The organism is Acinetobacter sp. 'aerobic (ED)', from assembly GCF_904886855.1.
In the GTDB taxonomy this organism is placed as follows: domain Bacteria; phylum Pseudomonadota; class Gammaproteobacteria; order Pseudomonadales; family Moraxellaceae; genus Acinetobacter; species Acinetobacter courvalinii.
This window is the reverse complement of record NZ_CAJHGI010000001.1, coordinates 133,765-156,509: the sequence shown is the minus strand read 5'-3', so window position 1 is coordinate 156,509 and position 22,745 is coordinate 133,765. Positions and strand designations below refer to the sequence as shown.

The following is a 22,745-nucleotide window of genomic DNA, read 5'->3' as shown; positions in this document are numbered from 1 at the left end:
CTCCATATAGGAGCTTTTTTTTAGTATTAGGCAGGTATGGCTTCGGCCACGGCTTCCCTGTCCCAAACACGATGGTGGCGTAGTAAGTGTTTAAGCGTGTCGGCCACCTGCAGGAAATCATCCTGCAATAGCGTGCCTTCATCCGGTTTTAAACCCAACTGATCCAGTAACTCAACTTTGTCACCCAGCAACACAATCGGTTTTAAATGTTTATAGGCTTCCAGCAAATAATGCTTGCTCACACCATCGGCTAAAACGGCATCCAGATTGTCACCATCGGCAATCACCACCGCATCATAGATAATCGAGGGTTCGGCTTTCTGCATACCGTCTGAAGGAATCACTTCATCACGTGAGCCTTTTACAGGCGCCAGCATTGGGGTCAGTAAATGCACAATGGCATTTTCCTGAATTGACCAGTTGATAATTGTACGTAAGCTCTCGGCATGGACTTTATCATGAATCAGTACCGCTATTTTACGGCCCTTGATATCCTCTGGAATAAATGCCTGCATAGACAGTTTTTCAGATTTTTCAATGCTGGCATGCTTGAAGTTTTCTTTTAAGTCTGGCACTTCAATCCCGAGATTTTGCCCGACCTGCTTGGCAAGATCAGTATCAATATTGGCCAGCACTTCCTGTACTTCACGCTCACGGATGTGTGGGCGCTGTACCTTGCTCAATTCAAAGGTATAGGCATCTACCACATGTTTTTGCTCATGCGGTGCCAAGCTTTGATAGTACAAACGGGCTTGTGAGAAATGATCCGAGAAAGATTCACTGCGCTGGCGAATCTTATGTCCATCAATACGCTCCTGATAACTCTCAAATCCTCCATTCTGCGCAGCAGGCGGAATCTCAATTGGCCAGTTATTATCAATCGAATTAGGTTGATAAGAGGCCTGACCTTTATGAATTTGATGCTGGTGTATCCCATCACGCTGGTTATTATGGAATGGGCAGACTGGCTTATTAATCGGGATCTGATGGAAATTCGGTCCACCCAAACGACTTAACTGGGTATCGGTATAAGAGAATAAGCGCGCCTGTAACAACGGATCATTGGTAAAATCAAGTCCTGGTACGATATGACCTGGGCAAAATGCGATCTGCTCGGTCTCCGCAAAAAAGTTGTCGACATTACGGTTCAATACGAACTTGCCAATCGGGGTAATCGGGACCAGTTCTTCGGGAATAATCTTGGTCGGGTCCAGCAGATCGAAATCGAAGCTCATTTCATCTTCTTCTTCAACAATCTGCACTCCCAGTTCCCATTCAGGATACAGGCCCTGCTCAATGGCTTCATACAGATCCCGTCGATGGAAATCCGGATCTTTACCTGCCAGTTTTTGTGCCTCGTCCCAGACCAGCGCGCTTAAACCTTGTTTAGGCGTCCAGTGAAATTTCACAAAGCGTGCTTTTTCATGTGCATCAATCAGACGGAAAGTATGTACACCAAAGCCCTGAATCGAGCGTAAATTGCGCGGAATCGCACGGTCTGACATGGCCCACATGACTGCATGCGCAGATTCAGGCACCAGTGAGACAAAATCCCAGAAGGTGTCATGGGCAGTGGCGCCAGTCGGAATTTCTCTATGTGGTTCCGGTTTAACCGCATGAACAAAATCCGGAAATTTAATCCCGTCCTGAACAAAAAATACCGGGGCATTATTTCCCACCAGATCAAAGTTACCTTCTTGGGTATAGAACTTGATGGCGAAACCGCGAATATCACGTACTGTATCAGCTGAACCACGAGGTCCCTGAACGGTAGAAAAACGCACAAAAATAGGCGTCTGTATGCTTGGATCAGTCAGGAAGCCGGCTTTGGTAAAACGTTCATTACCTTCATAGGCCTGAAAATAGCCATGCGCACCCACACCACGTGCATGTACAATCCGTTCCGGAATGCGCTCATGGTCAAAGTGAGTAATTTTCTCACGTAAAATAAAGTCTTCAAGTAAAGTCGAACCACGTACGCCCGCTTTCAAACTGTTCTGGTTATCTGAAATCTTGACCCCTTGATTGGTGGTGAGCGCTTCATTGGTCGCATCACTTCTGACCTGATCAAGCTGTCTGGTCTTGTCAGTTTGATTCATTTTGTCTGGTGTATTCCCAGCTAAAGCACTTTGGCTATTATTCTCTTTAAGATCGTCATTCATTGGGCTACCCTGTTTATTGTTGGCTATATAAAAATGATGAGATGTTTTGCTCATGTTTCCTTATTTAACGCGGTGAAGCGGTTAGATAAGGAAATAAAAGTTCTGCATATTTCTGCGTACTCCATAAACCGATGCTTTTGTGATGGGATTCGGGGGCGAGAAAAGGCGTCAATTTACAAAGCTTGAGTGCAAAATTGTCTGTCTGGCTGACTCTGTTTTGTAAATGTTCCAGTTCGCCATCCGAGATATAACTAAATAAATAGTCATGTAAGGGTTGTTCTTTACTTAGGCTATTCTTATACGGCAATACATGGGTTTCGTATTGTTCGCCTGCAATCCAGTCGTGAATAATCTGTCTTTCGGCTGGGGTAAACACCCCATACATTTTTCCGTCTTCATGGCTGATCATGCGCCAGAACACACTTTCTTCCGGATCACAATTAAATTTAATCCACCGCTTTTCAACCAGTTGATTGATGAAGCTGCCAATTTCTTGAGGATTGGCCAACCACTGATTAATGGATTTACATCCAATAAACTGTTTTTCGTTATGTACCAGTTGTCCGATGAGTGCCTTACGCTTCAAGATTTTATAAACAAAGTTTTCTAGATTCAGGTTTTTAATAATTTGCCGGGAGGATATGCCTTGCTGATTGAGTGCATAACCACGTTTTACCTTCTGCATGAAAACATCTTTATCTTTATATTTTTTATAAACATTTTCAAAGACTTTCAGAGATTTATGTGCATGACCATTGTCTAGATTATCAATGGTAATATGTAAATTGAAATACTTGGCTTCAATTCCTAATTCTTTAAGTTCATAGTTGGTGATAAGAAGATGTAAAGGCAGCTGCTCATAGCCGAGATTAAAGCCAATGATTTCAGGAATATACTCTGGCGGAGCATAACCGAGTGCCAGTTGAACCGCAGATTGATGGTAGTATTCATCATCCAGAAACAGCTCAAAATCATCCAGCCCCAATACACGCAATAAATCATCATAGATACAGACATGATTGGCTTTTGCCTGCCCCAAGCCAAGCTCTTCCAGATAGATCAGAATCAGATCATGAAAGACCGGATCATTCCAGTAATTGACAATGCTGTATAGCCAGGAACCGTCTACCTTTTTAACTGGGGCAACTTTAAGTAGAAATTCAAACGCCTGCCCGATATTTTTAAAATATTCTCGCTCGCCTCCCGCATTACGCTGGCTCAAATATTCCTGATAGTCTTGACATACTTTTCGATTTTCATTGTTATACCAAGCACGGATTTCTTCAATTTGATTGGGCAAAGAAATCTTGCTCGGTTTCATCATCTCAAATTCTTGTTTTAAAAAATTAACGGCTTTTTTCTCTTTTTCAAAGTTAGATATATCCCCATCGAGGAAGAAAGAAACTAACTCGTAATAATTTTTATGATCGTCCTGCAACAAATCAAGTAATCTTTTTTTTACGACAACAGACATTTCCATTCTCCGAATCGAAACTATAAAATCACCTTACTTTGCTCATCCTTTATTCCTACCAACATTTTGTTAAAACAGGTTAATATTGAAACACGTAAAATTTAAAAACCTTTCATATCAACCACATATAAAAAGTATATTTTTACATTTTAATATTTTGAATTATTTATCCATAAAATAGATTTCAAAATAATTAATAATTTAATGAATGATTTTTATTCGAGAAAGCCATGTTTAAGAAATCCTGCGAATTACTCGCGCAAAAAAAACTTTCTATCTTCTTTCTAGAAAGTGCGTCAGCTGGTTATTTATCTTACCAGTTTTCTTTGAGCCCATTTTCTGGAGATATTCTGAGCGGAAGTCTGGTTTGCTATGATCTCAAAGTAAAAGAAAAAGTACTTAAAATTTCTCCTGCGATGATTAAAAAATATAGCGCCGAATCAAGTGAAATTACTGAAGAAATGATTAATAAAGGCAAACATATCTTTAAATCTGACATTTATATTTCCTGTACAGGCTTGCTTAAGCCAGGAGGATCTGAAACCAAACAAAAGCCAGTCGGAACATTCTTTTACTGCATAAACTATAAAAATAAAAACTATAATTTCAGAAACCTATATAAAGGCAGCCCTGAAAAAAAGCTGGAAAGATTACTCAAAGACATATGCACGAATCTTGTTAAAATTATCAAGAAAAAAGATATATAAAAAGGAGAAACCTCATTTTATGTTGCTTTATGTTACTTTGATATCAAGTTATATTAATACTGTTTTCATTAAAACTTGATTACAACCATTAAGCTCTTAAAAAAGCATTATTTAATGAAAATTTGTATATTACATTTAAATAAAGTGAAACAGGCTTACCCTATTCTTCCGATAAAAATATGTTTTAATTAAACCATCTGATTTACTCAGATAATATCAACAACCAAATGAGGTGTACGATCATGAGTAATACAAATAATCAAAGCAATCAAGAGCGCAATAACCAACAGCAACAGCAACAAAATCAGCAAAATCAGCAAAATCAGCAAAACCAAAATAATGACAACCGTCAGCAGCAACAGCAGCAAAATGACAACCGTCAGCAACAAGGATCTAATCAAAAAGATTCTAACAACCAAGGATCAAACCAGAATAATCAGCAGAAATAAGCTTTGATTATTTTGAGTTCCGTAAATATTTAGGAGAATAAATTAATATTCTCCTAAATTTTATATACATTGGAAAATTTGCTGGAGAACGATAATGACAAATCAGAATATTACTGATCAAAATAATCAAGGTTCACGTGTAAGTATCGATCCAAATGATCATTGGCGTGAAAGCTATGTGACTCGTCCTTATTATCAGGAAGCTTCACTGGATACACCAGACCTCGATTACGACCGGGACTTTTCCAAAGCGTATGAGTTAGGCAGTCGCGCACGATCTGAACACGATCGTAATACCCAGTTCGAAGATGTAGAAGGCAATCTTAAAGAATCTTGGGAAGAACTGAAAGCCGAATCAAGATTAAAATGGGAACAGGCCAAACAAGCCATCAAAGATGCCTGGGATAAAATGTAGTCCCTGCTCTCCTATAAAAAATGAGCTTATTTAAAACATAAGCTCATTTTTATTGCGTAGAATATAAGCACTTACAAATTATAAGAAAGAGTAAATCAATAATGGATCTTATCGGTGTTTTCATCCACGATACGACTTGGGAACTGGTCGTAGAAATCATCATTCGCTGTTGTGTCATGTTTCTGCTTATCCTGATCTTTTTGAAGCTATCCGGAAAACGCGGCATCCGACAACTTTCAATCTTTGAGGTCGCTATCATTCTGAGTTTAGGCAGTGCCGCTGGCGATCCGATGTTTGTTGATGATGCACCGATTGCCCAAGCTTTCGTGGTCATGTGTACTATCATTATTTTATATCGCCTGGTGACGTGGGCCATGATGAAAAGCAAGAAAGTGGAAATCCTGCTGGAAGGAAAACCACTTTGTATTGTCGAAGATGGCTTGATGGTGATACAGGATATGAGAAAAGAAAAATATTCCCATGATGAATTTTTTGCAGAAATGCGCCAGCAAAGTGTTGAACATCTCGGACAAGTCAAAGTCGCTTTGCTTGAAACTGATGGCTGTTTAAGTCTGCTGTTCTATGCCAATGACGACACAAAATGGGGATTGCCACTCTTTCCAAACCATTATAAAAAGACAGATCAATTAAATCCGGCACTTTTTTATTCTTGTATGTACTGTGGTATGACCCAACATTTAAATCATCTGCAGCAACAATGCCCACGTTGCAAAGGAAAAGATTGGGCAGAGGCTTTAAACACGCCTCACATCAACTAGCGAAGAACCTTCACACTGGCGTGCAACTTGCAATATGGCGCCTTGTTTGCGGTACGGGGCAGCACATGTTTTCAGCTGCCAATACGAAAAACTTTTCCAGTCCGTGGATGGGTAAAGGTTAAGTCATCATTCAGCGGGATCACTTTATCGGTAATGACCACTTTAAATAAAGGTGACCAGGAAAAATCATTTATATTTACATCTAGCGGGGGCAGCTTTTCATAAATCTGCTCCACAATAATTTTATCTCCTGCTTCACTACTCGCATCAACTTCTTTTAACATATATTGTTTCGACATCTTAAAAACTCCTGTTTCAAAATAATCGTGGCAAAATACGAAAGATTATTTTATTTCATTAAATCGGTTCTTTATCTTTAAAGTATGAAATAATTTCTTCACCACTATTTTTAGTTTTACTCACAATATTGCCTGAATCATCATAATAATAATTCGGCATCACTACCTTATTTTTTAGTTTTGTTTCAGTCTTCTTGGTAGAAACGACCAGTTTTTCCACAAAGCCTGATAGCCACAGTATGTATTCACCTTTATTTTTACTTTTCGGTAAAATACTCACATCCAGATCAATCGATAATGCTTTGGACTTCATTAACAAGTCTTCAAAATTAATATAATTATAAAGCATTTTAAAATCTGAATCTTTGGCAGCATTCCTTAACTCAATCATTAAATTATTAAGATCTTCTACATGATCGTCAGTAAACCCATATTTTGTTTGAACCTGATCATAAATTTGTTCTGCTATTTTTAAATATTGATGCATGACATTATTCCTTTATATTCTATTTAGGAATTTTGCAGTATTTACAGTAATCAATTGTTAATATTGTTTTAAGTTATGAAATATCCCTTAAGCTTCATATACATAAACACTACATGATAAGTGATTTAAAATGCATTACCCTAATTTAATGTGATTAAAATCACATTAAAAACTATCTAGGCTATTATTTATTTTTTGATCCGCTATAAATAATAAAAATGACTAAAGTATGAGCTCGATACTTTAGTCATTTTTCCCAACGGGTCTTTTAACTTATGAGGCTGGGGATTGTCCTGAATTTGAAGTCGTATTACCTGTCTGCACACCTGATGTACCTTGATCGTTCATCATTGCTGGTGCTGATGAATGCTGCATATCATCATGCATGTCATTATTAGGGCTTACAGGTGCTGCCTCCATAGAATGAGGTGTGGTGGTTTCACCTTTGGTCATTGGATCATCGGCATCCCGGTTTTTATCACAGCCAGCAAAGGCAAATACACAACATAATGCTAGACTTTTCACGTATAAATTCTTCATTTTTCATTACCTCTCACTTGGTTAATTGAGTAACTCAGATGAATCTTAAAGAACTGCTCTATTCATCCATCATCCACACACACTTCTTTTTACGTTCCTGCTGCAATCGGCTTTTTCGACGCTCAGATAAATGTTTGTGATGTTTAGCTGAATCTCGCTCCCACTCATCAATATCCATCATGCTGTCCAGGACATATTCAGCGTTATAATGGGGCTTGGAACCGATCAATTGATTATCTTTGGTACTCATCTATTATTTCCTTATACTTATACTCGACTTTATATTTAGCAAAATTTAGGCTTAATATAAGGGAAGCTTGATCACAAGCTTCCCTTTCAAATTATTTCAGGAACTTGCTCAGCACTTTCTTGCCTTTTACACTATCGTCCATGCTCAGATCATCATCTTTTTTCTCATCAGATAATTTATTTTTATCTTTATGAGACTTATAATAACAACCTAGAGCAACACCAGTTCCTAAAGTCAAAATCGTTTTTAACATGTGGCACCTCTTAATGTATTTAAGCAACCTCTATACTGAAGATTAATCATGTAAATTTCCCTGTTACTTTTTTTACTTTTCTTAAGAAATGCAATCTTATGTAATTATAAAAAATACGTCTAACGATTAAATATCTCTTTAACTTATTGAAAAATATATCTTAAATTTAGCACCTATGTGTTTCGATATTATTCAATATATATCTCGAAACAAGTTAATAGAAAGGTATAACAACTTTCAAAACCAAGACAAATGATATAAAGAAATTAATTTCGATGCATATATGCTCATACTTTCATAATTATTTGGGAAAGGAGAAATAATAATGGCTAAAATCAAAGCTTTTGAAGCGGGTTCAATTCAAACATTAGAACACACCATCAATGACTGGCTGAGAAATGAACTTACCCAGAATAATCATCAGGTCAATATTAAATTTATGAGTCATTCGTATGGCAGTGAAAATGACCAAAAGTTTACAGCATTAATTGTTTATGAATATTGCTAAGTAAGCACAAACGCAAGGTCTAATATTTTTAAAAATAATATTGGATCTTGTTGGGTTATATATTATAAAAAGCTACATAACAGATAAAAACAGAACAGCACCTTGAGCAAACCTAAGTTATTCTTCCAATACTGCTATTTAGTTGCATAAAGCTCCTATTACTCACAAGAACAGGCACAACACTCACAATAAAAAACCTAAAACTCTTCATAATCTCTACATAGCTTGGATTTCGGGAGAGTAAGATATGCCACAATATTTACGTATAGCTGAAACAGTTTATCGACAAGTGAAGGAAAATAAAGACTTCCAGCAGGATCCATTAGAAAATTTAAATAATTTAATGATTGAGATTCGAAAAGAACTCAAAGGGTCTAAATTAAAATTACTTTATAACTTTATTGACTTTGAAGAATGTCTGAACAGGCCTAATGCTGAATGCAAGGTTAAACTGGATGTGAGCCTTATTCCGGCGATAAAAAATGAAGGTGAATTCATCTTGTGGTTAGCAGGTTTTATTCAGAGAATTACCACGGATGGAAAGAGAAAGCTCCCGCCTATTCGTAAAGAGATTCCTCCAGAATTTAAATATACCTTACCCAAAGCACCGCAGAAAACTGCACCTGTCCAGCCAGAATACTCTAAAAGTGGCGAGCTGATTAATTCATATTTTAAATCAGATGAATTTATGGAAGCATTTAATAAAAGCCACTAATTCAAGAAAATAGAAGTGGGCTCTTGACCGTTCACACTTCTATGATTTGCTGACCAGTTTCAGCTACCGCCTGTACGGGCGGTTTTCTTTTTTCTACGCATACTACTACATAAAAAAAACCCTGTTCTTAAAGAACAGGGCTTGGAGACTTCAACTTTAAACCATTATTTGGATAGATCTGTCGTCCGGTTCCACGCATCTCGTGAAGCATGGCGTGCTTCATCCCAAGATAAGCGCGAGTCCGCTTTGCCTTCTTGATCCCAGTGTGTTCTTAATTCTGGTTCAACATCTTCAAAGGCCACGTCTGGCTCATAGCCATAACGTTTTTCATAGCCCACACGATAAGCGCCACGATAATCACGATCATAGTCCAGATCAGGATACTTGGCTTTGGCCTCATTATAATAAGGCTGATTCAGGTAATTTTCGCGCCAGTAGGCATCTTCTACAGTCGGATCAATCGCCTCACCCACCGCATTACCGGTTAAACCACCAACAAAGGCACCTACGGCACCTCCTACCAGTGTACCCACAGGACCACCTGCACTACCGATTGCGGCACCAGCTACCGCACCGCCTGCTGCCCCAACACCTGTTCCAACCGGATGCGAACCTGGTTCACCGGTAATTGGATCAGCATTTAATTCTTTTTTTACTTCATCAGATGAGTTCTTAATACGCTCACGATCATATTGGTCATTATTTGTCATGGTTATTCTCCTTAAAAAAATAATTTACTTGAAACCTTATGCTTAAATAGAAGTTTCAATTCATGTACGCTTTACAGTTTTAGACTAGATAACTTCTTTGTTAAAAACCGTTATAAGAATTTTTTTTAAGTTAATGACGATGATTTAAAGTAAAGCAGGAAATATATTGAAATAGATCGAGAAACTTAATGAAATAAAAACCCTCATAAAGAGGGTCTTCATATATTAACTTTTTACATTTAGGTCAGACTATCTTTGTCTTTGTTTAAATATTTTATATATTCGGCCTGATATTTTTCTGCCAGCTCCAGTTTTTGATCATCTGCTAAAATTTTACCCGCTTGCTGGAAAAAACTATGTTCTTCCTCTTTAAGATGATGATGAACCACTTCAGATAATTTCTTGGCAATCGCCAGCCATCCCGGATTACTAAACTCGGTCTCTGTAAGCTGTTCGAGCAACTCATCCATTTCATGGTGCTCTGCTAAAGCATGACACGTAATATTCAGCCCCGCATTAGACATCATTAATGGAATATAAAGATAGCGATCTTCAGCAACCGCATGAGCAAATAGTTCATTTTTTAATAAATCAAAAAGCTCTCTTCTTTCAGGGCTATCGCCCGAAGTTTTCACTAACTTTTCAGAAAACTCTCTTTGCTTTTCATGGCTTTCTCGTAAAGCTTCAAATATGGTTAATACTTTTTCACGTTTTGGCATTGTTGGTCTCTTTGGGCTATAGTGAAAAATTTACACTAAAAATCAGCCAGATATAAAATTCTACAAGTTTACTTTATTTCTTATCTGGAACTGATTTTTATGTATGAAAGGAGTACTGAACGGATTCAATACTCCTTGATGATCGTAACACTTAAGTTAGTGTTGATTGAAGCCATTTAGAAAATCTCCACTATTAAAATAGGAGATAATTTGCTCACTGTTTTTATCTGTGCTTATCACATCGATCTGCCTGAGATCACTAGTCACGGTAAATTCGGGCGGAATATTATCGACGATAGGAGGAATCCTTTTTTTCCCACCGACGGTAATTTTTTCAATAAATCCTGCCAGCCAGAGCACATATTCATCCTGATATTTATAATTTGGAATCAGACTGACATCGATATTCAGGTAACCATCTATAAGCTGGTTCTTAAAACCAGAATTAAACTCAATAAAATTGTAAATAAGCTTCATATCGGTACCCTTCAGCTCTTTACGGATTTGTTTGAGTAAATCATTGATATATTCGACTGGGGCTTGCGTAAACTTTTTTTCGTCTTTAAGGTTCTTATAAACTTTTTCAGCAATACGCAAATATTGTGGCATTTCGAGGGTCCTCCACTTTTTTGTATTCTTGCTTATTATCTAAAATTCAGTTTTTCTATTTGTAATCATTCTTACATTTATTGTGTTGTTTATTGCTGCTTTGCTACAGATTCATATTTTGTCATAAATAAGTCATCTTAGCTTTACTAAAGCTTGCGTTTTATCTTCAAATAAAGAGGTATCGCACTTATTTTATAAGAGAATAATTCTCATATCTAACAATTCGTTACTTGTGGTTCAGGCAGGTTCTTGGCATCGTTTGTCAGTTGCTTTATTTTTAGGAATCTCCTGCCAATGGCTAGTCCAGCACAAGCGATAAGACATAAATTACTTAACACTTTCTTTTCAAGACATTCTGTTTGGTTTCTTTGTATTTTCATTGCTTTAAGTATTACCTGGTTCAAAACAATTTATACCCCGCATAGTATTTATTATTTTATTTCAGACACCTTATTAAACGGACTCTGGCTGGTAAGCAGTTTACTCAGCCTGGTCGGCCTGCATGATTTATTACAAAAGAAACATGCCATTTTAAGAAACTATCCGATTCTTGGGCATTTCCGCTTTATTTTTGAAGATGTCCGCCCGGAAATCCGACAGTACTTTATTGAGTCCGACCAGGATGCATTACCCTTTTCACGCATGCAACGTAGTCTGGTCTATCAACGTGCCAAGAATGAGAATGCAGATAAACCCTTTGGTTCCATCATTGATGTGTATGATCCAAATTACCGTTTTATTGTTCACTCGATTGCACCTTGCCCTCCCTCTGATCCAGCGACCTTCCGCGTACAGATTGGTAATGCACAATGTAGCCAGCCCTACAGCGCATCGATTATGAATATTTCTGCGATGAGTTTTGGCAGTTTAAGTGCCAATGCAATTCGTGCCCTCAATAAAGGTGCCGCGCTGGGTAAGTTTTATCATGACACAGGCGAAGGCAGCTTAAGTCCTTATCATTTAGAAAATGGTGGTGACATTGTCTGGCAAATTGCCAGCGGCTATTTCGGCTGCCGTACTCCACAAGGTCTGTTTTCACCGGAAAAATTTGCTGAACAGGCAAAAAATCCGAAGATCAAAATGATCGAGGTGAAACTGTCTCAAGGTGCAAAACCGGGTCATGGTGGTATTTTGCCAAAGCATAAGATTACTGAGGAAATTGCTGCAATCCGTGGTATTTCGCGTGAGCATGACTGTATTTCACCATCTAAGCATCCAAGCTTTAACACCCCGATTGAAATGATGCATTTTATCCAGCAGCTTCGTGAACTGTCGGGTGGTAAACCAGTTGGCTTTAAGCTATGTATCGGACAGCCGTGGCAATTTATGAGCATTGTCAAAGCCATGCTGGAAACTAAAATTGTTCCTGATTTTGTGGTGGTTGATGGTTCAGAAGGCGGTACCGGTGCCGCACCAATCGAGTTCAGCGACTATATTGGTACACCGTTAAGAGAAGGTTTGCGTTTTGTACATAATACCCTGGTCGGTGCCGGTTTACGTGATCAGATCAAGATCGGTGCCAGTGGTAAAATGATCAGTGCCTTTGATATTGCCAGCACTTTTGCCTTGGGCGCAGATTGGGTCAATTCTGCTCGTGGCTTCATGTTTGCGGTAGGCTGTATTCAGGCACAAAGCTGTCATACCAACCAATGTCCAGTTGGCGTTGCCACCCAAGATAAAGACCGTCAAAAAGCACTGGATGTACCAAGTAAAGCCGAACGTGTTTTTAACTTCCATAAAAATACCCTGCATGCTCTTTCTGAAATGATTGCAGCTGCCGGCCTAAATCACCCTTCAGAAATCAAGGCACACCATTTAGCCCAACGTATGAATGATCGTGAAATTAAAAACTATGCACAGATCCATTTCTTCTTAAAAGAAAACGAGTTGTTGCTGGGCGATTTGAAAGATGAAGACAATTTCTACTATCGGATGTGGAAACTTGCCGACCCAAATCATTTCTAATCTATGTAAAAAAAGCCACTGTAAAGTGGCTTTTTTATGGCTTGTATAAAAATCAATTACCGACTAATCAAGCGATAAATGCCAAAGATTGCAAGCATCAGGATCAGCAGAAATTTCAGATAAGCAGTCCAGTTGTATTGTGAGCCCTTACCCTGCCAGATTTGTACTTCTACAGACTGGAACTGCAGGTTTGAGGCTTCCATCAATTCAGCATGCACCGCATAATTGCTTCCGTTATTTGACTCACTTACTGAAAATGGATCTGAGCTCACCACCAGCAACACCGGCTCATTTGCATCGTAATGATGCGAATCATTGCTTTGAAAGACTTCAGGATGATAGCCATTTGAACTTTCACTTTGAACACCCCCGATCCACTTCAACACGGTTTCTCCGGCTTGCAGGGTGCTACCTTTCACAACCAGCACAAAACGATAAGGATTTTGGGCTGCATCAGCCTGAAAGCTGATTCCGACATTCGGTCTTTTAAAGGTGTCTTTTGGAGGATCAACGACTGCCTTGTTTAAGGCCTGAATCTCACTCGGGGTGAGCAGGAACGAGTTCACCAGCTTTTCGCCATATTCTCCAGCTTTAGGCGCATGCTTCACCTGACCACATGCGGTGATAATGACGCTGATACTCACTATTAATAAAATTCGAATCCAATTCATATGCAAATTGAGATGAGCATTTTTACCAAATCTTTGCATTTAAAATACACTCACTGCAATATGACGATCCAGCATCCAGCGAATCACCGGGCCTTGTTTTTCCACAGGTAAAGACAAAATATATTCGAACGTTCGTATCACGACTTCACACTGTTTATTTTTGTCTGGTGCAGTCTCACCGGCATTGAGCAGATCGGCATCAGCCGCATAATCCTGTCTTAACTTTTCTGCAATTTCAGTCCATTCTGGTGGCGCTTGCATACGATCGACCACTGAACGTGAACCTTGATGGGTTAAAATATAATTCAGGGCGGCAGCAGTCTGTTGCTGCGTAGCAATACTGAGTAAATTTCTTCGTTCATCGATTGTGGTTTTAGCATACAGCGGAAATGCGATAGGAAAGCAATTACCCTTGCGTTTGGCATCATAAAGTTGCTGTAAATAAGCTTTTGTCCATAACCGTTGCCCTTCATCATCTGCCTGCTTTTCAACTATTTCTCGAAGCTTCCACCACAAGGTGCTGCTGACTGCAGCCAGCATTTCTTCGGGTTGAACGGCCGCATTGGCCGTTTGCTGAATCGTTTCGTAATCTTTAATTGCATGTTGTTTAAGCGGTTGTAGTAAAACAATCTGATCCAGAAGGTTCTGACGTTGTTCAACTGGATTGTTCTGTACAACTTGTCCTGATGTTAACTCGTGCTGTGAACAACGATTTAACAAAAAGAAAACGGCGAAAATTATCCCAATTAAAATCAATGCTGCTCTCATTGCGCATTTCCTTGTTATTTTAATATGTGAAAATAAATTACTTTAAGATCAAAACGTCATTAACGTTTAATTGAACAGGTGGAACTGGTCTGCGTCACCAAAGTATTGGTAGCGGCAATGCAACTGAGATAAATTCCCCCATCTTCAGTACACACGCTTGCGGCATACCGCTGAGGATTATTTTCCAGTAATAGCGCTGGTCGATCTGTATAACGGGCGAATCTCTGCAATGCCTGAATGCGTTGTTTACATTGGCTGAACTCAAGTATGGTTTTTTGAAATTCGGATCTAGAGGTCACTGTTCTGGTTGTATTGCTTGCCAGATCCTGCGTATAAGCATTGTTCTCATGCGTGATGGCTTGCTGCCGTTGTTGTTGCAGCTGACGGCAATCACCGCTAAAGCCATCAGCCGCCGAACCGGTACATGCTGTTTTCTGGCTTGCCTGAATCGCACATGGCCGACTTTGATAGGCTGTACCCTGATGGGTTACACATTTATACAGCTCTTGGGCACCAGCCGGAAAGGTAGTACCGAGCAGAATCAAGACACAAAAACCCCTTAATGTACCTTTTTTCATGATTTCCCCGAATATCTAATTCATTGATATTTTTATAATATTCGAGATTCTATCACTTAAATAATGGCTAAAAAAGCGAAATCAATAATAATAATGGTTAGGTTTGGCATGCAAAAATGCCGGAATCAGCCCTGTGAGTGCGGCACGAATATCTGCCCGTTCATTGATCAGCTGATGTGAGCCTTCTTCCAACATCAACAAGGTCTGTAGTCTAAACTTACGGCGGATGTATTCAATGTTATAACGCCAGTCCACAGTTTGATCGAGCGCTCCCTGCGCCAGCCATACCGGAATACGGCAAGCAGGACGCTGTTCCATTTCCAGCATCCATTTCGACATCGCCAGAATCCAGTCCATACCCATCATACGAGGCTGTAAAGGATCGGTTAAACGGATAAAACGCAAAAACTCGGGATTATGATTATTACGACGGAAATGTCGTGGTACCTGACTCTTGATACGGCGAATAATGCCCAGCCCGACCGAGTTATGCCACCATGCCGTTTTCGCAGGCCGAATTAACGGAGAAAGCAATAGCACCCGATCAACAATCGGGTCTTCACGCCGTTCAGCAAATTCTAGTAAATGATGCATCCAGATGGCACCCCCCGTACTTTGACCGATTCCCAGCCACGGCTTCGGTAATTGTCTGGCGCCACGCACTGCATCATAGACTGCATGCAAGACTTGCTGATAATGATCAAAGTTTTGAATACTGGCCGGTGAACCATTGCTCAGCCCATGCCCAGGAAGATCATAGGTCAGCACGCTAAAGCCCTGATCCAGAATTTCCTTGATAATCGGCTGATAGATGCCACTATGTTCCAGATAACCATGCAACAGGCAAACAGTACCCTGAATCTTTTGCTGCTTCGGCTGGAACACCTGTACATGTAAACGGAACAACGGCATTTCCACATAACCCTGCCAATGCTCGCAATCCAGCACATTTAAACCATAGAGTTTACGATAGGCTTGTAAGGGTTTAGAGGGTTCAGCAATAACGGATAAATCCAAGGGTTCAAGCACCTGCGGCGTGGTTTCCCGATTTGGTACAGGTAAATCCAGTTGTTTTAGAATTGTCGGATTTAAAAATGGAATATTGGACATTAGGGTATCTCTCGACAATCACTTGAACCAATCAACATATCACGAATTGTAGCCAGCATTTCGTAGTTCGCTCGGCGACTGTGATCATAGTTTTGTTCGCTCGGACGCCAGTCGGTCAAGGTGGTTGGCATAGGGGCAATCACAGGAACAGTTTCAATACCGCTTAAGGCAAATAAACGGCGGGTACGCGGCATATGATATTCATCGGTAATCAGAATCACCGTTGGCGCTCCGCCTTTCTTTTGCAGCAATAACGAACTGAATCTGGTGTTTTCACAGGTATTCATACTTCTATTTTCAAGTAGCTTGGCTTCTATACCCCGCTCTTTGAGCCATGCCTGCATATAGGGAGCTTCAACGCCGCTCAAGACAATTGGTAGAGCATATTGCTTTTCGACTTCAAGAGTTTTCTCCAGACGCAAACGGGTGTAATTGTTGACCACAATATCTTTACCGTTCGCGCCGAGTGTTAAACCACCGCCCAGCACCACAATTGCATTGGGCTGAGACATATTTTGTGGTTCAGATACACCGTCTTTATTCTTTTTCAGCTCAACCAGATCTTTATTGGTTTCATCCTTATCCTCTTCATTGACGGGTAACTCAATAGGATAGGTCTCAAGAAAAGCCATATATTTACCCATCAGCGCCTGATTGTCCGAGGTATTCCACTGTAAAAAGTCTAATGGTGTAGTGATGGTCACCGCTGAACTGGCCTGATCCTGATCAGCTCGCTCCCCCATCAATGGAATAGCTGGCTGCTTCTTTTCTTCAGCACTTTCTTTTTCCTGCTCTTCAGCAATCAGCTGTTGAAGCAATTTATAACGGGCCTGAATTAGTCTTAAATCTTCAGATTGTTCAGACTGAAAGGACTTTTCCATCAGCTTGAGGTAGGCTTGGCGCGCAATCCACAGATTCGAACCCGGTTCCAAAGTCTCATGCTCACTCAAAGCGGCCGGCTTTTGGCTTTGTGCAGCGACTTCATTCACGTCGACAGGCACAAAGCGGTTCAGCCCTTTCACCACCAGTTGTGAATAAAAAGGCGAATATAAAAAAAGTACAAAACAGCCCAATAGCACGAAGAGTATGGTAATTACCCGTACTAAACTGACCATCCAATGCACTTTAGCCATAAATCTCCTCATCCACGATGGGCTTGAATCAAACCACATTCACTATATAACACAGGTTCAGGCTCTAGCTGAATACTAAACTTTTGTTTTACATCACTTTGTACAGCCTGATAGGTTTTTTGTACATCAGTGAGTGCGGCGTCGGCATAATTGACCAAGACCAAGGCCTGTTTATGAAACATGCCAACTGGCCCTAATTGCTTACCTTTCCAGCCTGTTTGGTCAATCAACCAGCCTGCTGCCACTTTAACATTGCTGTTCGGCTGTGGATAATGCGGTATGTTTGGAAATTGTTGAGTAATTTTGTCAAATTCGGTTTGCGACAAGACCGGGTTTTTGAAAAAACTGCCCACATTTGGGAATTCTTTAGGATCGGGTAATTTGCTTTGACGAATCAGGATGACCTGATTTTGCAAATTTTCTGCACTGAGTTGTTCACCTACTGCCTGTTTTAAATCCCCATAATTCAATCTGAGATCTGCTTTTTTCAGTAATTTAAAAGTGACACTCACAATGATGTAACGGTTAGGATCATCTTTGAAAATGCTATGACGATAGGCAAACTGGCATGCCTGAGCCGGAATCGAATCAAACTGCTTCAGTTGACGATCGTAAACCTGAACAGAGTCAATAAACTCTCCGGCTTCAACCCCGTAAGCACCAATATTCTGGACTGGCGAGGCACCGACCAGACCCGGGATCAAAGCCAGATTTTGTAAACCGAACCACTGCTGCTCGGTGCTATATAAAACAAAGTCGTGCCAGACCTGACCTGCACCCACTTTAACGCTAACCGTATCGGTATCCTGAGCAACGACTTCAATACCCTGAATATTCAAATGAACCACCAAGGCCTGTATATGCTGTGGCAGTAATACATTACTTCCGCCAGACAGTACCAGCACATTGAGCCCGTGCTGCTCAGCAAAATCCAGCGCTGCAATGATGTCATCGGCCTGATTGATCTGGACATAATGTGAAGCAATAGCATTAAGATTTAATGTATTTAAACGCTTAAGCGAAACCTGCTGTCGTACTTGCATGTTAAATTAAATCCTATAACCCTGCTTTTAATTGCTTTTTAAAAATATCAACCCATGCTTTGCTGCTCGATTCACACTGATCCAGTACCCGATCAAAACCGTCTGTACCGCCATAATAAGGATCTGGAACTGCCTGCTGGCCAAATTGAGGATCATGTTCACTCATCAAGGCAATTTTTGCCCGAATCTGCGCTGCACCAAATTGCTGGGTTGCTTTTTGCATGAGTGCCTGAATATCATCAAAGTTCTCATGATCCATTGCCAGAATCAGATCAAACTCCACAAAATCATTCAACTGGATTTGTCTTGCACGCAATGCTGACAGATCATAACCACGTTGCATTGCATGTTGCTGACTGCGTGCATCAGGTGCCTTGTTGGGATGATAATTACTGGTGCCTGCCGAATCGATCACCACGTCCAAGCCATGGGCATGACAATAATGTCTGAGAATTGCCTCTGCAGTGGGAGATCGGCAAATATTACCTAAACAGACACATAACACCTTATATTGTGCTGTCATTAGCTATACATTCCAACATACTGTTGTATAAGGAGATTAAAATATTGCATGCAAAATTCCTGCAAAATAAAGGCAAACCTGTTCAATGTGATTCTGCATGAGTTGACCACGTTGATCTCAGGCTATTCTGTCAAAAATTGCGTTGATTTGAAAGGAAATAGTGTTGATCTCTTTTGAATATTCTGTATGAATATGTTCTTTTTCGGAATGAGTAATACACAATCGCAATCAACCAGTCTGCATAAGCCATTCATAATCACCAGACAGATCAACCAATTTTATTTCTAAAGATCGGGTATGCTCATCTGAAAGCTCAAGAAATCACTTTTATGCTCATAAAATATCTCTTGAGTTAAGCCAAATAAGGCTAGGTCTTTGAGTTCTTATTTTGATCAGAAAAAACTTAAAGGATATAACAGAGATGTCAGCATTTTTAATTATTATTGGATTTATTCTGGCTTTGTCCGGAATGATCTTTGGACCGCATCTATTTGCTAAGCACATAACAAATATCCAGGAAGCCAAAGCCATGAGCTTTTTATGTATGCTGCCCAGCGTATTGAGCTTGGCAATTGGTTTCTATCTAAGATAAGTACTAAAAATGTCCTGCTCTTGCATTTATAAGATTAAAGTTGAAGTAAAGCCCTGACTAAATCATTAAATATACATACAGGTCTGTATACAAACCCAATCATCAATTACCATAAAATGTAACAATACAATTTCATTTTAATTGCAATATATATCACATGATTTATACCTTTTTATAAATCTAATTATTACTTTAAAAATCTAAACTTGAGGGTTTTCCCATGAAAAAGATACTGCTTACATTCACTACATTACTGGCAATTTCTACTGGTGCAATGGCAACTGATCTCAGTCCGAAGCATGACACGATTCGCGGCGGTGGTTGTGGCTTTAGCTGTGGCCACTAACATCTAAAATTAATATACAACCTCAGCACAGCCAGTAAAGGCCCTCATTAGAGGGCTTTTACCACTCGTCAAAATCAAAAAAGACAATCAAAGCATAAATTTCATTTATTTATATATGATCTAGCCACCAAGAGAATTAACCATGCCAAAGCTGATACACAATGGCCAATCGTTATACTATACAGATTCAGGCCGCGATCCGATCACCCTGATATTTTCCCACGGTTTATTGATGGACAATGAAATGTTCAATCAGCAGATTGAATTCTTTAAAGATAAATACCGTTGTATAGCCTGGGATGAAAGAGCGCATGGTCAAACAGCCAGTGATTCAATTGAAGCATTCAATTACTATGATTCGGCAGATGATCTGGTTGCTATTCTGGATGAATTAAATATACAGAAAGCCATCCTTGTTGGCATGAGCCAGGGCGGTTATCTATCACTGCGCTGTGCTTTAAAGCATCGTGATCGGGTAAGTGCTCTGGTGTTGATAGATACACAGGCCCAGTTAGAAGACCCTGAAAAATTAATGTATTACAAACCTTTGTTTGAGCAGTGGATCGATCATGGCCTGACGCAAGATATCGCTGACTTTATCGCCCGTGTCATACTCGGAGCAGATGCACCTGAAAGATTTGTATGGCAGGAAAAGTGGAAAAGCTGGCAACCGCATAATTTAGCCGCTGCCTTTAATGCGCTGCTAGATCGCAAAGATATTTCTGAAGATATTGCAAAGCTTAAGCTGCCCGCAATTGTTATTCATGGAGAAAACGATATCGCAATTGGACTAGACCGCGCTAAAGATATGGCTTTACGCTTAAATTCAGAACTGGCCGTGATTCCGGAAGCTGGGCATGCAGCGAATCTGACCCATGCCGAACAGGTCAATCAGGTCCTAAATAATTTCCTTAACACCCTCACTCAGGATTCATGATCAGTTCAAACAGAATCTAGAGTTAAAACATCAAATGACTGACTACACACTAGCAATGATGAATCTTGATCTGATCTATTAAAGTATGTGCAGCATAAAATAGTGTGTAGCATTAACTTTTATTAGATTAACTTTACATTCTGAAATGTGAGCAGCCGTTTGAATTGTATAAAATACAAACTAAGCAGCTCAGCTATTGTTAAAGGTGTTATTTTTGAAGATTAAAGCCGTTGTTCTTCAGGACGAAGAATTAAAATTACATAAACTCCGGAAAGTTCAAGATTCAGTTTATGATTCTGCCAAAAAGAGCAAAGTCTCAACCTGGCTATGGATCTATGCTGAAACAGCAGAATTTTTCAATTTCCATATCTGGGAAGAGCTGGACAATGCTTATCTCAATAAAGTCATTCATTATAAAAACAAGTTTTACAAAGTGATTGAAATCGACCCGACAGATAAGGTCCGTTATTCTTGAACCCTCTATCTGATCGGAAACTTCCCGGCTTTTAATAAAAATCACCTTAAAGATAAGGATGAATACCGCGCTGGTTTAGTCCTACTCTTTTACGAATATAACTTTGATTTTCATGCAGAAGTGCTTCTAGCATGCCCTGCACATTTTGCTCATTCAGCATTGAAGGCATGAATTCTTCGCAGCCTAAACCATGAAAGAAAATATCGACCTTTGAGCTTTTTTGAACATACTTCATCGACCAGTTCTTAAAGCTGTACTTCCTAATTTTTTTGATTTCAAATTCAACAACATCCTGATGTCTTGGATCTCTTTTGATGCTTTCAAATAGAGGTAAAACAATAAAGTCTTCTCCTTCCAGACATTGGAAATATGCATTATTTGCATAATACAGTACTCCAAACACCAGATTTTTTGCATTAAAGTCTCTGGCCTTGGTCAGGATATTACTGAGATCATCAATCAAATCGTCAGCCAGACCTTGTCGTGAACTTGCATAGCACAATTGAATTTTCATATTTTTCTCACCTATTGCATGCTATGAATCAATTGACTTTTAATCGTTTAACTCAAAGGCATAGGGTTCGGTTGCATATTCGGCAGCAAGAAGCGTTATGAATGAAGATATTGAGTCTGTGGTCAGTAAAAATGGATTAAAATCGTCTCTATGATGTTCCAGGAAAAAATCACTCAATCTTTTATTGATGGGTGCAAATTTCATATTCCAGTGCTTAAATAGTCCGAAATCGCATTTTTGATAAAACAAAATTTCGCAGTTTTTATGGCGATCATCTTTTAAAATTTTCTGATAAAAAAGTTCATCTACTTTACTTTTACGCCCCTCCAAGCATTGAACAAAATATCCATGGCCATAGTAAAGAACACCCGTAATATCATTACGAGAATTAAAATCAACTGCTGTATCAAGAATTGTTAATAAATCCTGTTTCAGGTCAGGATAGATATTTGTCGCCTTACTTGCATATAAAACTCTAACGAATTCCATCTGGGACGTGCTCACATCTAAAAAATTAAAGGGAGATAGACAAATAATTCACTTAAATGAGGGAGTTATAGTGTTTTATGTCCACGTATACAAAGCTTAATAACCACCATACAGGCTTTTGTTTTTTAATGCTATTTTTATTTTTTCCAGCTTTCTGTATGTCATATACCAGCCTTCTGTTAAAAAATATTAATCGATTATTTTTTGAAATTTATCGATTAAAAATAAAAAATTGATTTCACTATGAATTAATGAATATTTGCTGAAACATTATGGTTGTTTTTTAATCAAGTGTACGATATTTCTCATAATCATGTACGCCAAAGCTTATACCGATCCATTTTCCAATCCCTATAATTTTCTCATACACCAGCATTTCGATAATCCATTATTTTTATTGAGTTTAAGATAATAGCCATGATCATTTTAAACGATAAAAACCCATATAAAGGCTTACTTTAAATAATGGTGTAGACCCACGCCCTACCTTTGAGATGAGGACCTTAAAGGTAGGGATTTCCTTAT

The 22,745-nt window shown here is 39.3% G+C and carries 30 protein-coding genes; 11 read left to right on the top strand and 19 right to left on the bottom strand.

Going from position 1 to position 22,745, the window contains the following annotated elements:
- Positions 1 to 26 precede the first annotated feature (26 nt).
- Both katE and JO943_RS00795 read right to left on the bottom strand, forming a co-directional pair.
- Positions 27 to 2,216: a catalase HPII gene (katE, locus tag JO943_RS00800; protein WP_320407882.1), complete on the bottom strand. Its 2,190-nt coding sequence runs from the start codon at positions 2,214 to 2,216 to the stop codon at positions 27 to 29.
- A 10-nt stretch (positions 2,217 to 2,226) separates the two neighbouring features.
- Positions 2,227 to 3,636 carry an iron-containing redox enzyme family protein gene (locus JO943_RS00795; protein WP_032869229.1) on the bottom strand — a complete coding sequence of 470 codons (1,410 nt, stop codon included), beginning with the start codon at positions 3,634 to 3,636 and terminating at the stop codon, positions 2,227 to 2,229.
- A 230-nt stretch (positions 3,637 to 3,866) separates the two neighbouring features.
- On the opposite strand from JO943_RS00795, the gene JO943_RS00790 reads away from it, so the two are divergent.
- The 4 genes from JO943_RS00790 to JO943_RS00775 all read left to right on the top strand — a co-directional run bounded on the left by JO943_RS00790 (position 3,867) and on the right by JO943_RS00775 (position 5,986).
- Positions 3,867 to 4,343, top strand: a complete 477-nt coding sequence (locus tag JO943_RS00790; protein ID WP_005230088.1) for a CinA family protein — start codon at positions 3,867 to 3,869, stop codon at positions 4,341 to 4,343.
- Between the two features lie 242 nt (positions 4,344 to 4,585).
- Positions 4,586 to 4,792 (top strand): hypothetical protein, encoded by a 207-nt coding sequence (locus JO943_RS00785; RefSeq protein ID WP_005230085.1) that lies wholly within the window; start codon positions 4,586 to 4,588, stop codon positions 4,790 to 4,792.
- 94 nt (positions 4,793 to 4,886) lie between these two features.
- Positions 4,887 to 5,207, top strand: a complete 321-nt coding sequence (locus tag JO943_RS00780) for a hypothetical protein (protein WP_005285422.1) — start codon at positions 4,887 to 4,889, stop codon at positions 5,205 to 5,207.
- 101 nt (positions 5,208 to 5,308) lie between these two features.
- The gene (locus JO943_RS00775) at positions 5,309 to 5,986 is read left to right on the top strand and encodes a DUF421 domain-containing protein (protein ID WP_005230081.1); all 678 of its coding nucleotides are present in this window, start codon (positions 5,309 to 5,311) and stop codon (positions 5,984 to 5,986) included.
- A gap of 71 nt (positions 5,987 to 6,057) precedes the next feature.
- Here the strand turns inward: JO943_RS00775 and JO943_RS00770 are convergent, their stop codons facing one another.
- The 5 genes from JO943_RS00770 to JO943_RS00750 form a co-directional block, all read right to left on the bottom strand.
- Positions 6,058 to 6,285, bottom strand: coding sequence for a hypothetical protein (locus JO943_RS00770; protein WP_005230079.1), 228 nt, complete (start codon positions 6,283 to 6,285; stop codon positions 6,058 to 6,060).
- A gap of 58 nt (positions 6,286 to 6,343) precedes the next feature.
- The gene (locus JO943_RS00765; RefSeq protein WP_032869021.1) at positions 6,344 to 6,772 is read right to left on the bottom strand and encodes a hypothetical protein; all 429 of its coding nucleotides are present in this window, start codon (positions 6,770 to 6,772) and stop codon (positions 6,344 to 6,346) included.
- Between the two features lie 273 nt (positions 6,773 to 7,045).
- Positions 7,046 to 7,312 (bottom strand): hypothetical protein, encoded by a 267-nt coding sequence (locus JO943_RS00760; RefSeq protein WP_032869020.1) that lies wholly within the window; start codon positions 7,310 to 7,312, stop codon positions 7,046 to 7,048.
- 58 nt (positions 7,313 to 7,370) lie between these two features.
- Positions 7,371 to 7,562: a hypothetical protein gene (locus JO943_RS00755; protein WP_032869019.1), complete on the bottom strand. Its 192-nt coding sequence runs from the start codon at positions 7,560 to 7,562 to the stop codon at positions 7,371 to 7,373.
- A gap of 91 nt (positions 7,563 to 7,653) precedes the next feature.
- Positions 7,654 to 7,815, bottom strand: coding sequence for a hypothetical protein (locus JO943_RS00750; RefSeq protein WP_005230075.1), 162 nt, complete (start codon positions 7,813 to 7,815; stop codon positions 7,654 to 7,656).
- 325 nt (positions 7,816 to 8,140) lie between these two features.
- Here JO943_RS00750 and JO943_RS00745 point away from each other — a divergent pair, with 325 nt between their 5' ends.
- Positions 8,141 to 8,323: a hypothetical protein gene (locus JO943_RS00745; protein ID WP_005230073.1), complete on the top strand. Its 183-nt coding sequence runs from the start codon at positions 8,141 to 8,143 to the stop codon at positions 8,321 to 8,323.
- Positions 8,324 to 8,570: 247 nt separating this feature from the next.
- Positions 8,571 to 9,038, top strand: coding sequence for a hypothetical protein (locus JO943_RS00740; RefSeq protein ID WP_005230071.1), 468 nt, complete (start codon positions 8,571 to 8,573; stop codon positions 9,036 to 9,038).
- A gap of 164 nt (positions 9,039 to 9,202) precedes the next feature.
- On the opposite strand, the gene JO943_RS00735 is transcribed toward JO943_RS00740, so the two are convergent.
- The 3 genes from JO943_RS00735 to JO943_RS00725 form a co-directional block, all read right to left on the bottom strand.
- Positions 9,203 to 9,748, bottom strand: a complete 546-nt coding sequence (locus JO943_RS00735) for a glycine zipper domain-containing protein (RefSeq protein WP_005230070.1) — start codon at positions 9,746 to 9,748, stop codon at positions 9,203 to 9,205.
- A gap of 239 nt (positions 9,749 to 9,987) precedes the next feature.
- Positions 9,988 to 10,467, bottom strand: a complete 480-nt coding sequence (locus JO943_RS00730; RefSeq protein ID WP_202739692.1) for a hemerythrin domain-containing protein — start codon at positions 10,465 to 10,467, stop codon at positions 9,988 to 9,990.
- A gap of 156 nt (positions 10,468 to 10,623) precedes the next feature.
- Positions 10,624 to 11,076 carry a hypothetical protein gene (locus JO943_RS00725; RefSeq protein ID WP_202739691.1) on the bottom strand — a complete coding sequence of 151 codons (453 nt, stop codon included), beginning with the start codon at positions 11,074 to 11,076 and terminating at the stop codon, positions 10,624 to 10,626.
- A 294-nt stretch (positions 11,077 to 11,370) separates the two neighbouring features.
- Between JO943_RS00725 and JO943_RS00720 the strand changes: the two genes are divergently transcribed.
- Complete coding sequence (locus JO943_RS00720; protein ID WP_005230063.1) at positions 11,371 to 13,041, top strand: FMN-binding glutamate synthase family protein; 1,671 nt, start codon at positions 11,371 to 11,373, stop codon at positions 13,039 to 13,041.
- A gap of 56 nt (positions 13,042 to 13,097) precedes the next feature.
- Here the strand turns inward: JO943_RS00720 and JO943_RS00715 are convergent, their stop codons facing one another.
- The 7 genes from JO943_RS00715 to JO943_RS00685 all read right to left on the bottom strand — a co-directional run bounded on the left by JO943_RS00715 (position 13,098) and on the right by JO943_RS00685 (position 18,867).
- Positions 13,098 to 13,751 (bottom strand): hypothetical protein, encoded by a 654-nt coding sequence (locus JO943_RS00715; protein WP_202739690.1) that lies wholly within the window; start codon positions 13,749 to 13,751, stop codon positions 13,098 to 13,100.
- Positions 13,752 to 14,480 (bottom strand): hypothetical protein, encoded by a 729-nt coding sequence (locus tag JO943_RS00710; protein ID WP_032872263.1) that lies wholly within the window; start codon positions 14,478 to 14,480, stop codon positions 13,752 to 13,754.
- Positions 14,481 to 14,539: 59 nt separating this feature from the next.
- The gene (locus JO943_RS00705) at positions 14,540 to 15,058 is read right to left on the bottom strand and encodes a DUF4124 domain-containing protein (protein ID WP_202739689.1); all 519 of its coding nucleotides are present in this window, start codon (positions 15,056 to 15,058) and stop codon (positions 14,540 to 14,542) included.
- A gap of 81 nt (positions 15,059 to 15,139) precedes the next feature.
- Positions 15,140 to 16,168, bottom strand: a complete 1,029-nt coding sequence (locus JO943_RS00700) for an alpha/beta hydrolase (RefSeq protein ID WP_005230055.1) — start codon at positions 16,166 to 16,168, stop codon at positions 15,140 to 15,142.
- Positions 16,168 to 17,301, bottom strand: a complete 1,134-nt coding sequence (locus JO943_RS00695) for a YdcF family protein (RefSeq protein WP_202739688.1) — start codon at positions 17,299 to 17,301, stop codon at positions 16,168 to 16,170. The genes JO943_RS00700 and JO943_RS00695 overlap by 1 nt, the downstream gene beginning before the upstream one ends.
- An 8-nt stretch (positions 17,302 to 17,309) precedes the next feature.
- A complete protein-coding gene (murB, locus tag JO943_RS00690; protein ID WP_202739687.1) occupies positions 17,310 to 18,344 on the bottom strand; it encodes a UDP-N-acetylmuramate dehydrogenase in 1,035 nt (344 codons plus the stop codon).
- 13 nt (positions 18,345 to 18,357) lie between these two features.
- Entirely contained in the window at positions 18,358 to 18,867 is a 510-nt protein-coding gene (locus JO943_RS00685) for a low molecular weight protein-tyrosine-phosphatase (protein ID WP_202739686.1), read from the bottom strand.
- Positions 18,868 to 19,288: 421 nt separating this feature from the next.
- On the opposite strand from JO943_RS00685, the gene JO943_RS00680 reads away from it, so the two are divergent.
- The 4 genes from JO943_RS00680 (at position 19,289) to JO943_RS00670 (ending at position 21,217) form a co-directional block, all read left to right on the top strand.
- Positions 19,289 to 19,459 carry a hypothetical protein gene (locus tag JO943_RS00680; protein WP_202739685.1) on the top strand — a complete coding sequence of 57 codons (171 nt, stop codon included), beginning with the start codon at positions 19,289 to 19,291 and terminating at the stop codon, positions 19,457 to 19,459.
- A gap of 220 nt (positions 19,460 to 19,679) precedes the next feature.
- A complete protein-coding gene (locus JO943_RS18595) occupies positions 19,680 to 19,805 on the top strand; it encodes a hypothetical protein (protein ID WP_005285396.1) in 126 nt (41 codons plus the stop codon).
- 142 nt (positions 19,806 to 19,947) lie between these two features.
- Positions 19,948 to 20,742, top strand: coding sequence for an alpha/beta fold hydrolase (locus JO943_RS00675; RefSeq protein WP_202739684.1), 795 nt, complete (start codon positions 19,948 to 19,950; stop codon positions 20,740 to 20,742).
- Positions 20,743 to 20,956: 214 nt separating this feature from the next.
- The gene (locus JO943_RS00670) at positions 20,957 to 21,217 is read left to right on the top strand and encodes a hypothetical protein (RefSeq protein ID WP_005285392.1); all 261 of its coding nucleotides are present in this window, start codon (positions 20,957 to 20,959) and stop codon (positions 21,215 to 21,217) included.
- Between the two features lie 46 nt (positions 21,218 to 21,263).
- Here JO943_RS00670 and JO943_RS00665 read toward each other — a convergent pair whose 3' ends face one another.
- Positions 21,264 to 21,731 carry a BLUF domain-containing protein gene (locus JO943_RS00665; RefSeq protein ID WP_032872255.1) on the bottom strand — a complete coding sequence of 156 codons (468 nt, stop codon included), beginning with the start codon at positions 21,729 to 21,731 and terminating at the stop codon, positions 21,264 to 21,266.
- A gap of 39 nt (positions 21,732 to 21,770) precedes the next feature.
- Positions 21,771 to 22,220, bottom strand: coding sequence for a BLUF domain-containing protein (locus JO943_RS00660; RefSeq protein ID WP_032872253.1), 450 nt, complete (start codon positions 22,218 to 22,220; stop codon positions 21,771 to 21,773).
- Positions 22,221 to 22,745: the final 525 nt, after the last annotated feature.

Coding starts and splice junctions, on each gene's coding strand:
- JO943_RS00775 (WP_005230081.1), top strand. CDS start 5,309: ATGGATCTTATCGGTGTTTTCATCCACGATACGACTTGGGAACTGGTC.
- JO943_RS00730 (WP_202739692.1), bottom strand. CDS start 10,467: ATGCCAAAACGTGAAAAAGTATTAACCATATTTGAAGCTTTACGAGAA.
- JO943_RS00735 (WP_005230070.1), bottom strand. CDS start 9,748: ATGACAAATAATGACCAATATGATCGTGAGCGTATTAAGAACTCATCT.
- JO943_RS00745 (WP_005230073.1), top strand. CDS start 8,141: ATGGCTAAAATCAAAGCTTTTGAAGCGGGTTCAATTCAAACATTAGAA.
- murB (WP_202739687.1), bottom strand. CDS start 18,344: ATGCAAGTACGACAGCAGGTTTCGCTTAAGCGTTTAAATACATTAAAT.
- JO943_RS00770 (WP_005230079.1), bottom strand. CDS start 6,285: ATGTCGAAACAATATATGTTAAAAGAAGTTGATGCGAGTAGTGAAGCA.
- JO943_RS00665 (WP_032872255.1), bottom strand. CDS start 21,731: ATGAAAATTCAATTGTGCTATGCAAGTTCACGACAAGGTCTGGCTGAC.
- JO943_RS00695 (WP_202739688.1), bottom strand. CDS start 17,301: ATGGCTAAAGTGCATTGGATGGTCAGTTTAGTACGGGTAATTACCATA.
- JO943_RS00710 (WP_032872263.1), bottom strand. CDS start 14,480: ATGAGAGCAGCATTGATTTTAATTGGGATAATTTTCGCCGTTTTCTTT.
- JO943_RS00715 (WP_202739690.1), bottom strand. CDS start 13,751: ATGCAAAGATTTGGTAAAAATGCTCATCTCAATTTGCATATGAATTGG.
- JO943_RS00755 (WP_032869019.1), bottom strand. CDS start 7,562: ATGAGTACCAAAGATAATCAATTGATCGGTTCCAAGCCCCATTATAAC.
- JO943_RS00785 (WP_005230085.1), top strand. CDS start 4,586: ATGAGTAATACAAATAATCAAAGCAATCAAGAGCGCAATAACCAACAG.
- JO943_RS00705 (WP_202739689.1), bottom strand. CDS start 15,058: ATGAAAAAAGGTACATTAAGGGGTTTTTGTGTCTTGATTCTGCTCGGT.
- JO943_RS00660 (WP_032872253.1), bottom strand. CDS start 22,220: ATGGAATTCGTTAGAGTTTTATATGCAAGTAAGGCGACAAATATCTAT.
- JO943_RS00680 (WP_202739685.1), top strand. CDS start 19,289: ATGTCAGCATTTTTAATTATTATTGGATTTATTCTGGCTTTGTCCGGA.
- JO943_RS00725 (WP_202739691.1), bottom strand. CDS start 11,076: ATGCCACAATATTTGCGTATTGCTGAAAAAGTTTATAAGAACCTTAAA.
- JO943_RS00750 (WP_005230075.1), bottom strand. CDS start 7,815: ATGTTAAAAACGATTTTGACTTTAGGAACTGGTGTTGCTCTAGGTTGT.
- JO943_RS00685 (WP_202739686.1), bottom strand. CDS start 18,867: ATGACAGCACAATATAAGGTGTTATGTGTCTGTTTAGGTAATATTTGC.
- JO943_RS00790 (WP_005230088.1), top strand. CDS start 3,867: ATGTTTAAGAAATCCTGCGAATTACTCGCGCAAAAAAAACTTTCTATC.
- JO943_RS00720 (WP_005230063.1), top strand. CDS start 11,371: ATGGCTAGTCCAGCACAAGCGATAAGACATAAATTACTTAACACTTTC.
- JO943_RS00700 (WP_005230055.1), bottom strand. CDS start 16,168: ATGTCCAATATTCCATTTTTAAATCCGACAATTCTAAAACAACTGGAT.
- katE (WP_320407882.1), bottom strand. CDS start 2,216: ATGAGCAAAACATCTCATCATTTTTATATAGCCAACAATAAACAGGGT.
- JO943_RS00795 (WP_032869229.1), bottom strand. CDS start 3,636: ATGTCTGTTGTCGTAAAAAAAAGATTACTTGATTTGTTGCAGGACGAT.
- JO943_RS00765 (WP_032869021.1), bottom strand. CDS start 6,772: ATGCATCAATATTTAAAAATAGCAGAACAAATTTATGATCAGGTTCAA.
- JO943_RS18595 (WP_005285396.1), top strand. CDS start 19,680: ATGAAAAAGATACTGCTTACATTCACTACATTACTGGCAATTTCTACT.
- JO943_RS00675 (WP_202739684.1), top strand. CDS start 19,948: ATGCCAAAGCTGATACACAATGGCCAATCGTTATACTATACAGATTCA.
- JO943_RS00740 (WP_005230071.1), top strand. CDS start 8,571: ATGCCACAATATTTACGTATAGCTGAAACAGTTTATCGACAAGTGAAG.
- JO943_RS00780 (WP_005285422.1), top strand. CDS start 4,887: ATGACAAATCAGAATATTACTGATCAAAATAATCAAGGTTCACGTGTA.
- JO943_RS00760 (WP_032869020.1), bottom strand. CDS start 7,312: ATGAAGAATTTATACGTGAAAAGTCTAGCATTATGTTGTGTATTTGCC.